Genomic DNA, 298 nt, shown 5'->3' with positions numbered 1-298 from the left:
TGTTTCCGGTGCGCCTCGGCCAGCTTCCGGCCCGGTTCGAGTATCACGGCTTCAGGGCCGGCGAGCCGATCACCTTCGACGACGGCACCCGGATCGAAACCCACCTTCTCAACCACCCGGGCGGCGCCACCGGTTTTCGACTGAGCCATAAGGGCCGCAGCGTCTGCTACATCAGCGACGTGGAGCACTGGATTTGCTTCGCTTAAGTGGAGAGCGGTTTGGTAGCCTCATTGAGTCAGGTAATTTGCACTTCAAGCGGCTTGAACTGTTCCCCTTCGCCATGTGACAGGCTTTCCCT

General features: G+C 60.1%; 1 pseudogene. It reads left to right on the top strand.

Annotation, left to right across the window (positions count from 1 at the left end):
* Positions 1-206, top strand: a pseudogene (locus OC446_RS30755) (MBL fold metallo-hydrolase); the annotation flags it as partial.
* Between the last annotated feature and the right edge of the window lie 92 nt (positions 207-298).

The sequence above is a fragment of the Microvirga sp. Mcv34 genome, from assembly GCF_024519725.1.
Lineage (GTDB): Bacteria > Pseudomonadota > Alphaproteobacteria > Rhizobiales > Beijerinckiaceae > Microvirga.
The sequence above is the reverse complement of the archived record's forward strand: the minus strand, read 5'-3'. Positions and strand labels throughout refer to the sequence as shown.